This is a genomic window from Micromonospora craterilacus, assembly GCF_003236315.1.
GTDB lineage: Bacteria > Actinomycetota > Actinomycetes > Mycobacteriales > Micromonosporaceae > Micromonospora > Micromonospora craterilacus.
In genome coordinates this window covers 19,818-28,957 of the sequence record NZ_POTY01000065.1, presented here as the reverse complement: position 1 = coordinate 28,957, position 9,140 = coordinate 19,818, and the positions used below count along the sequence as shown (strand labels likewise).

Genomic DNA, 9,140 nt, shown 5'->3' with positions numbered 1-9,140 from the left:
GGCCCGCAACGGGCCGGCCCCCCGGCGTCCCCCCTCGGTGCCTGGATCAGGACGTGAGCAGGCTCGCGTTCTGCGCCAGCAGCACGAAGCCGATGTCGACGAAGGCCACCTCGTTGCCACACGAGACGCCGAACTGCCCGCAGGGCACCGCGTTGCGCCCACCGACGATCAGCCCGGCGGCCAGCGTCCTGGTGAAGTTCTGGGTCAGCGTGAACACCGGCCCGCCGCTGTCGCCGGTGCCGGCCGCGGCCCGCCCGCTCACCTGACGCGCCAGCGCACCGCTGCTGACGAAGGATCCACCGGAGACGGCGAGCAGCAGGTTGATCCGATCGGTGCGGATGTCGCAGTGCACCCCGGTACCCGCCCCGGAGGTGCAGACGAACTGGCCGGGGAAGTTCCCCACGGCACCGGCGACCGGCTTGGAGAATTCGCCGACGCCGACCCCGCCGTCGTAGATCCGGGCGGCGGACCGGGTCGGGATGTAGAGCGAGTCGGACAGCCGCCGGGCCGGCGCCGGTTCGGCGACGCCGATCTGCTCGCCGGTGGGGTCGACGAACCGTACCCCGCCACCCGGTGCGCAGTGCTCGGCGGTGAGCATGCCCCGGCTGACCTCCCACCACAGGAAGTACCGGGCCACCGCGAAGCCGGTGCTGCATCGCAGGTTGGCGCCGGGCACCGGGGCACTGATCTCCGCGCCGCCCCACCACGGCGGAGAGTCGTTGCGCCGGCTGAACGCGGTGATCTCCTCGGTGCGTACCACGGTGGTGGGCACGCCGAAGTCCCACCGGGAGGGGTCGGCGTCCCTGGTCACCCCGAGCAGCAGACCGCTGCCGTCGACCGCCGGGCCGATGTCGACCAGGCCCGGGTACCGCTTCCAGTTGTCCGGCAGGTCGGCGGTCCGCTCGATGAGTTCGCGCTGGCTGAACTTCGACTCACCCAGCTCGACCCGGATCCCGTCGGACTCGGCGCGGGCCACCTCCTCCCGGACCTCCGGCGGCACCTCGCCCTTCCACCACAGGTCGACGGTCCGCTTCTCCACCCGCAGGCGGACCCCGCCGAGGGCGGCGAACTTCTCGTCCAGGTCGGTGATCCGGGTGGCGAACTCGACCAACGGCACCTGCGCCGCCATGATCTTGGCAGCCACGTTCGAGCCGGCCGTGGGGTCGTCGCTGGTCCATTCCGGCTTGTCCTCGGCGGTCGCCACGCCGGGCGTCATGGTCGCCAGACCGGCGGACAGGGTCAACGCCAGGGCCGCCGCGAACAGGCGGCGGATAGGTACTCGGGACATGGTCTTCTCCTCCTGGAACGGCGGGACCGGGTCCCGCACGGCCGCTGGGGCGGTGCCTCAATGCTGGGCAAATGCGGCTCGGGACGCGTCGGCCCGGCAGGGGAGTGCCGGCGTCACCGCCACGGCGGACCTCGGGCGCCGGGGTCCACCCCCGGGTGGACCCCGGCACGGGTCCGCCATCTCCGGTCTCGTCGGCAGGCTCGTACCATTGCGCTGAGATCGCGACCGCGCAGCGGGGAGGGGCCATGGGCAAGGGGATTTATGTGCAGGAACTGCCGGGAATCGGCAAGCGGTACGACGTCGACCTGGGCAGCAACACCCAACGGATATCGATCGTGGTGCGCCGGGACGGCACCCGCGACCTGTACGTCTTCGCCGCCGGCGCCGACGACCCGGTGGCCGTGATCGACATGTCGGAGGAGCAGGCCCGCAAGGTGGGCGCGCTGCTGGCCGGCACCTACTTCACCGACTAGTTCACCCGCTTCCCATACGGCCTCGTTAGCCCACTCCAGGAGTCTTCACCGTGCACGCTGACCTCGTGGGCTTCGGCGCCCTTGTGCTGATAGCGGGCCTGCTGGCCCGCTTCGGCCGCCGGATCAACCTGCCCACCGTGCCGTTCTTCATGCTCGCCGGCATCCTGCTCGGGCCGGGCACCCCCGGCCCCGTGCTGGTCGCCCACCCCGAGGACCTGAGCCTGCTCGCCTCCCTCGGCCTGGTGCTGCTGCTGTTCCACCTCGGCGTCGAGTTCCCGGTCGAACAGGTGCTCGGCAGCGGCAAACGGCTGTTCGTCGCGGCCGGCTCGTACATCGCGCTCAACGTCGGGGCCGGGCTGCTCTTCGGGTACGCGCTCGGCTGGGGCGGCTACGAGGCGTTCGTGATCGCCGGTGCGCTGGGCATCTCCTCGTCGGCCATCGTCACCAAGCTGCTCATCGAGCTACGCCGGCTGGCCAACGCGGAGACCCCGGTCATCCTCGGCATCATCGTCATCGAGGACATCTTCCTCGCGCTGTACCTGGCGCTGCTGTCGCCGATCCTGTCCGGCGCCGGCTCGGCGGGGGAACTCGCGCTGCGCATCGGGCTCAGCTTCGCGTACCTGGTCGTGCTCTTCGCCGTCGCCCGCTTCGGTGCCCGCCTGGTCGGCAAGGTGATCGACAGCAACGAGGACGAGCTGCTGGCCATCCTGATGGTCGGGTTGGTGGTGCTCGTCGCCGGTATCTCGGCCGAGATCGGCGTCTCCGACGCGATCGGCGCCCTGATGATCGGCCTGGTGATCGCCCGCACCCCCATCCGGGAACGGGTGGAACGCCTGGTCCTGCCGCTGCGCGACGTATTCGCGGCGGTGTTCTTCGTGGTGTTCGGGCTGAGCATCAACGTCGGCGAGATCGGCACGGTGGCGGTGCCGGTGCTGCTGGCGGTGCTGCTGACCGTGGTGACCAACGTGCTGGCCGGGCTGATCGCCGGCCGACTGTTCGGGCTCAACCAACGCGGCGCGGCCAACGTCGGCCTGACCGTCCTCGGGCGCGGCGAGTTCTCGCTGATCCTGGCCACGCTCGCGCTGGCCGCCGGCCTGGACGCCCGGCTCGGCCCGTTCATCGCCCTGTACGTGCTGGTGCTCGCCGTGCTCAGCCCGCTGCTCGCGGCGAACTCGCGCTACCTCGCCCGGGTGATCCCGGACCGCCTGCTGCACTCCAGCTGGCGGTACGTCCGGGAGGAGACCATGAGTACCGCCTGTACGCACCTGGACCGGATCCAGATCACCGAGTCCGACGCCGAGGCGTGCCCGCAGTGCCTGGAGAGCGGCGACGACTGGGTGCAGCTGCGGATGTGCCTCACCTGCGGCGCGGTCGGCTGTTGCAGCGACTCGGTCAACAACCACGCCGAGGAGCACTACCGGCAGACCGGTCACCCGTTGATCCGCTCGCTGGAGCCGGGCGAGGGCTGGCGCTACTGCTACATCGACGGCGCGCTGGTCCGCGAGCCGATGGGCTCCACCCGGAGCTGACCCGTACGGCCCCCGTGCCGACCCGCTCGCCAGCGGGTCGGCACGCCTGGGGCGGGCGCATCCGGCCGCCCGGACGGGCTCCGACCCGACCATCGGGACCCCGGCGGGCGCCGAAGGGCCGCCGGACTACGGCACGGCCGTGCGCCGCCGGCCGAGTCCGGGCGCGAACCGGCCGACCCGGGCGGCGTACGCGGCATAGGCGGCGCCGTGCACCCGGTCGAGATACGGCTCCTCGACGGCGCGGACCTGCACCTGCACCGACGCGACCAGGACGATCGTCGCGGCCAGCGCGACCGGGTTCGGGACCATCAGGGCCAGCCCGGCGCTGGTCACCGCCATCGCGGTGAAGATCGGATTGCGGGCCAGCGCGAAGGCGCCGGTGGTGACCAATGCGGTGCGTTCCCCGGGGTCGACACCGACCCGCCACGAACCACCCAGGTGCACCTGCGCGCCGAGAGTGGCGGCGAGCCCGGCGAGCGCGAGGAGCAGGCCGGTAACCCGGACCCCGCCGTGGTCCAGCGCGCCGACCGGGGGCAGCCCGGCGAGGCCCGCGATCGGGCCGGCCAGCCCGAGCAGCAGGGCGAAGACGAACAGCAGCTTGGCCCACCACGCGGTCGACCCGACCGGGCCGGCGTGCAGGCGCAGCCCGGTGTCGCCGGTGGCCCGCCACTGCGCCACGCTGCGCCAGCCGAACGCCAGTCCGAGGCCAGCCAGATACAACCCCAGCGCCAGCCCGGCCATCAGGCGGCCCGGTGCGTGCGGATCGGCAGGTCGAGGGCGCGGACGGTCCTGGAGCGGACGAACATGCGGTCATATGGCAATGTCTGCATGTGTTGATGCTACGCCATCCCCGCGACCAGCTGGCACTAGCGCAAATAGGTTTGCTGTGGAAACCTATTGGCATGACTTCTGATGCGACTCCTGTCGGCGGGGACCCACGCCGGCTGCTGGCTGACGCGCGCGACCTCGCCCGCCGGGTTCGGCTCACCCAACGGGTGACCTGGCTGCCACTGCTGGTGTTGGCCCTGGTGACCTTCGGGGCGATCCCGGTATACCGGTACGGCCACGTCGTCAGCGACTGTCACCCGGTCGACGGCGGTGAGGTGTGCGAGGTCTGGTTCCAGACCGTGACGTTCTACTGGTTGGCGGCGGTGCTGCTGGCGTACGTGGTGATCGCCTACGGGTACCTGCGGGTGACCCGGGCCCGGGGCGTGGACGCCCGGGTGCTGCCGTACGCGGTCGCCGGCGCCGCGCTCGTCGGGCTCGGCTTCGCCTTCGCGGCGGTGTGGATCCGCCTCAACCCGCTGACCCACCCGGAGGAGCCGTCCGCCTTCGCCCAGGTCCTGTTCCGGCTGCTCGACCCGCCCGGCGCGATCGGGTTGGCCCTGCTGGTGCTGGCCTGGCTGGAACGGCACGTCGCACTGCTGCTGTTCACCCTCGGGTACCTGACGGTGGTGCTGGTGCCGATCAACTTCGGCTGGGGCGCGCACTGGGGGCCGCACACCTGGTTCATACCCCAACTGGTCATCAACGGCGGCGTGCTGCTGCTGGGCAGCGCCGGCTTCGCGCTGACGCAACGGCTGCGGCGGCCCCGATGACCGGAGCCGCCGACATCCCCGAGCCCGACGAGACCGAATCCCCGCACCCGGTCACCGGCCTGGACGACCTGGTGCACCAGCGGGTCCGGCTCGGCATCCTGACCATCGCGCACGAGGCCCGCCGGGTCGAATTCGGCTACCTACGCACCCAGCTGGAACTGACCGCCGGCAACCTCTCCCAACACCTGAGCGTGCTGGAGACCGCCGGTCTGGTGCAGGTCGAAAAGGGCTACGCCGGACGGCGCGCCCGGACCTGGATCACCCTCACCCCGGCCGGGCACGCCGCACTCGCCGAAGAGATCGGGCGGCTGAAGCTGCTCATCGCCCGCGTCGAGACCACGGACCACGGTTGAGGCGTCGGTACACCGGGGCCAGCCGCCGGTGCAGCTCGCGGTAGATGTCGAAGGTCTCGTCGTACACCGCCCGGTGCGCGGGGTTCGGGGTGAAGACCCGGTCGGTACGCATCAGGCCGGGGATGTCGGCGAAGGTGAGCAGCCCGGTACCGACCGCGCCGATCCACCCCGCGCCCCGGGCGTTGACCGCGAGCGGCCGGGCGTCGCGGCGGATCTCGACGCCGAGCACGTCGGCGAAGATCTGGCACCACGAGTCCGACAGCGCCCCGCCGCCGGTGATCGCCATCGAGGTGACCGGCGTGCCGAGGAAGCGGTCCACCGCCCGGGCCAGCCATCGGGTGTTGAAGGCGACCCCCTCGAAGACCGCCCGCAGCAGGTCGGAGCGGTTGGTGTCGAGCGAGATGTTGACGAAGCCGGCGCGCAGGTTCGGGTCGTCCACCGGCGCGCGCTCGCCGTACAGCCAGGGGGTGTAGAGCACCCCGTTGGCACCCGGCGGCACGGTCGGGATGATCGTGTCGAACGCGTCGAAGATGGTCCCCTCGTCCCGGGTGACGTGCCCGGCACCGAGCAGCGGGTCGTCGTACTCCACGACCTTGTCCCGCAGCCAGGTCAGGTTCGCGCCGGCGGTGGCCTGTAGGGCGGTCATCAGGTACCGGTCCGGAATCGCGCAGGGCACCGACGCGATGCCGGCCGAGATGTCGGTCTTCTTGCCGGGTACGTGGGCGGCGATCCATGACGAGGTGCCGACGTACAGGTGCGGTTGGTGGTCGCCGGTGGTGCCGGCGCCGATCGCCGCCGCCGTGTTGTCGATCGCACCGGCCACCACCCGCACCGACTCCGCCAGCCCGAGGTGCGCGGCGGCGGCCGGGGTCAGCGTGCCGATCACGTCGGTGCAGGCCACGATCGGCGGCAGCTTGTCGCGGTCGATACCGCAGCCGGCGACCAGGGCGGGGGAGTAGCGGATGTCGCCGGGCCGCCGGTTGTCGGTCACCCACGAGGTCAGGATCGAGTCGACGGTGGCCACCGTCCGCCCGGTCAGCTTCAGGTTGATCCAGTCGAGCACGTTGAGGAACGAAGCGGTCCGCGCGTACACCTGCGGCATCTCGTCGCGGACCAGCAGCATGTGGGCGGCAGGGTCCTTGCCGGTCGGCGAGGGCATCCCGCCGGTGAGCCGCAGCCAGCGCGCGATCCGGCGCACCGACATGCCCTGGTACGCGGGAAACCCGCCGAACTGCCGCCGCAGATGCGGTGCGCCGCGCATGTCGAGCCAGCTGATGCACGGGGTCAACGGCTCCCCGGCGGCGTCCACCGCGATGGTCCCCTCACCCTGGGTGGAGGCGCACACCGTGCCGACCGCCCGCATCTGCTCGGGGTGGCCGCGACCCAGCTCGGCGGCGACCTGCCCGAGCGCCGCCCACCAGGCGACCGGATCCTGTTCGGCGCCGCCGCCGGGCAGCACCCGCAGCGGGACCGGCCGCTCGGCCCAGCCGGTGACCGTGCCGTCGGCGGCGACCAGGGCCGCCTTCATCCCGGAGGTGCCGAGGTCGATCGCGAGGATCTGCGGTGGTGTGGCGGCCACCGGCTCAGACCCCCTCGACCAGCGCGAAGACCCGGTCGAACCGGGCGAGCGCGTCATCGATGACCTCGTCGGTGTCGGCCATCGAGGTGTACATCCGCGAGCCGGCCAGGGTGATGATGCCGTGCGCGGTGTACGCCGCACCCATCTGCTCCATCAGCCGCTTGCGGGTCTTGTTCTCCCGCAGCAGCTTGAGCGGGCTGCGGGTGTCCAGCAGCATCACCCCGCTGCACTCCAGGTGCACGATGGACCCCTGGTTGTACGCGACGTACGGCAGGCCGTACCTGTCGACCAGTCGTTGCAGGCCACGGGTGAGCCGGTCACCGGCCCGACCGGCGATCACCGGCGCGTTGGTGCGGGCCATCTCCTCGATCGCGAAGTAGCCGGCCGCGCAGGACAGCGGGTTGGCCGACAGCGTCCCGCCGACCTGGATGTGCGCGCCGCTCTTGCCGTCCAGCCCGGAGCCGAAGACCGCCATCACGTCGGCCCGGCCCCCGACGCCGCCGGCCATCGGGTACCCGCCGGAGACCGCCTTGCCCAGCACGGTCAGATCCGGGGTGACGCCGAAGTACCCGGCCGCGCCGCCCATTCCGAGCCGGAAACCGGTGACCACCTCGTCGAAGACGAGCAGTGCGCCGAACTCGTCGCACAGCTCGCGTACCTTCGCGTTGAAGTCGCGCGGCGCCGGGCGGGTGCCCGACTCCGGGCCGACCGGCTCGACCACGACCGCGGCCGTGCCGCCGCGCAGCCGGTTCTCGACCAGCTTGCGTTTGAGCTGCCCGAGGTCGTGCGGGAACGCCTCCCGGGTGCGGCTGGTGGCGCCGAACGGGATGCCCTTGGCGTTCATCCGGTACGTGCCGGGCACCCGCAGCCCGTAGACCATGGTGTCTGACCAGCCGTGGTAGGCGCCGCCGACCTTGATCACCATCTTCCTGCCGGTGAACGCGCGGGCCCCGCGTACCGCGGCCATCACCGCCTCGGTGCCGGAACCGAGCGACCGGTACATCTCCACGTGCGGCAGGTACCGGTGGATGATCTCGGCGAGCTTGAGTTCGTACTCGTGGAACAGCCCGGTCACCGGCCCGGAGTCGCGGACCACCTCGGCGACCCGCTCGTTGACCGGAGCGTGGTTGCTGCCCAGGATCGTCGGGCCGCCGGCCTGGAGGAAGTCGATGTAGGTGTTGCCGTCGCGGTCGACCAGGTAGGCGCCGTCGGCCTTGTCGACGGCGAGCGGGAACGGGTAGTTGAAAGCCAGGTTGTGCTGCACCCCGCCGGGGATGCGCCGCTTGGCCCGGTCGGTGATCTCCTTGCTGGCCCGGCACTTGGTGTCGAAGTAGTTCAGCACGTCGAGCATCGCGTCGTGGCGCAGCCCGCGTACCGGCTGCGCGGTCAGCGCCTTCAGCCGCCGCATCACGTCGTCCACGTCGGGATACTCGCTGATGGCGTACCCGAGCCGGGCGGACTCGGCACCGGGCGCCTCCTCCGGCCCGACGCCGGCGGTGGCCAGATCGGCGGCGTCGGCGCTGGGCAACTCCTCGTCGGCCGGCACCCGCACCGGCTCCACCGCCTCGGTGATCTGCGCGGCGATCCGCTTCTCGTCGGTCCGCAGCTTGCCGAAAGCGATCTCGCGGATCGCGGCCGGGATGGTGTAGACCTTCCCCGCCTCGCTGGTCAGCGCCAGCAGGTACGCGATGGAGACCTTCTCCAGCAGCGCCATGTTGAACACCGCCCGGTCCGGGTCGGTGCCCAGCGCGACGATCCCGTGGTTGGCGATGATGAACGCGTTGTCCCCGCCGGCCACCTTCTTCTGCACGTTACGGGCCAGGAACCCGGTGCCCGACGGTGCGTAGTCGACGATCGCCACCTCCCGGCCCAGGAAACGCACCTGCTCGTCGGTGAGCGCCGGGATCGGCTTGCGCAGGAAGGCCAACGCCGAGGCGTACGGCTGGTGGGTGTGCACGATCGCGTTGACGTCCGGCCGTTCCCGGTAGATGTTGGCGTGCATCCCGCACTCGATCGACGGCTTCAGGTCGGCACCGGAGCCGTCGGGCACATGATTGCCGTCGAAGTCGACGATGCAGACGTCCTCGACCCGCATCCGGTCGTAGTCGTAATTGCTCGGGGTCACCGCGTACAGCCGGTGCCCGGGCACCCGGACCGAGACGTTGCCCTCGGTCGCCTTGAGATAGCCCCGGGCGAGCATCGTGCGGCACATGTCGACCACGTGCTGACGGGACAGGCGGTGCTGCACGGCGCGCTCCCTCGGTCGAGCCCACGAGCGCCCGAGCAGCCGTGGACGGGGGTCCATCGTCGCGCGGCGGGT

The 9,140-nt window shown here is 71.5% G+C and carries 8 protein-coding genes; 4 read left to right on the top strand and 4 right to left on the bottom strand.

The window, feature by feature from the left end:
• Nucleotides 1–46: 46 nt before the first annotated feature.
• Nucleotides 47–1,288, bottom strand: coding sequence for a chymotrypsin family serine protease (locus C1I95_RS12905; RefSeq protein WP_146605708.1), 1,242 nt, complete (start codon nt 1,286–1,288; stop codon nt 47–49).
• A gap of 245 nt (nt 1,289–1,533) precedes the next feature.
• Here C1I95_RS12905 and C1I95_RS12900 point away from each other — a divergent pair, with 245 nt between their 5' ends.
• Both C1I95_RS12900 and C1I95_RS12895 read left to right on the top strand, forming a co-directional pair.
• Nucleotides 1,534–1,761, top strand: coding sequence for a cation:proton antiporter regulatory subunit (locus C1I95_RS12900; RefSeq protein ID WP_111214046.1), 228 nt, complete (start codon nt 1,534–1,536; stop codon nt 1,759–1,761).
• Between the two features lie 50 nt (nt 1,762–1,811).
• Nucleotides 1,812–3,290, top strand: a complete 1,479-nt coding sequence (locus tag C1I95_RS12895) for a cation:proton antiporter domain-containing protein (RefSeq protein ID WP_111214045.1) — start codon at nt 1,812–1,814, stop codon at nt 3,288–3,290.
• A gap of 126 nt (nt 3,291–3,416) precedes the next feature.
• Here the strand turns inward: C1I95_RS12895 and C1I95_RS12890 are convergent, their stop codons facing one another.
• Complete coding sequence (locus C1I95_RS12890; RefSeq protein ID WP_111214044.1) at nt 3,417–4,031, bottom strand: methyltransferase family protein; 615 nt, start codon at nt 4,029–4,031, stop codon at nt 3,417–3,419.
• Nucleotides 4,032–4,192: 161 nt separating this feature from the next.
• On the opposite strand from C1I95_RS12890, the gene C1I95_RS12885 reads away from it, so the two are divergent.
• On the top strand, nt 4,193–4,888 hold the full coding sequence (locus tag C1I95_RS12885) for a hypothetical protein (protein WP_111214043.1): 696 nt from the start codon (nt 4,193–4,195) through the stop codon (nt 4,886–4,888).
• Complete coding sequence (locus C1I95_RS12880; RefSeq protein ID WP_111214042.1) at nt 4,885–5,241, top strand: transcriptional regulator; 357 nt, start codon at nt 4,885–4,887, stop codon at nt 5,239–5,241. The genes C1I95_RS12885 and C1I95_RS12880 overlap by 4 nt, the downstream gene beginning before the upstream one ends.
• Here the strand turns inward: C1I95_RS12880 and C1I95_RS12875 are convergent.
• Nucleotides 5,207–6,820, bottom strand: a complete 1,614-nt coding sequence (locus C1I95_RS12875) for a xylulokinase (protein WP_111214041.1) — start codon at nt 6,818–6,820, stop codon at nt 5,207–5,209. The two genes, C1I95_RS12880 and C1I95_RS12875, sit on opposite strands and share 35 nt — an antisense overlap.
• A 4-nt stretch (nt 6,821–6,824) precedes the next feature.
• A complete protein-coding gene (locus C1I95_RS12870; RefSeq protein ID WP_111214040.1) occupies nt 6,825–9,068 on the bottom strand; it encodes an aminotransferase class III-fold pyridoxal phosphate-dependent enzyme in 2,244 nt (747 codons plus the stop codon).
• Nucleotides 9,069–9,140: the final 72 nt, after the last annotated feature.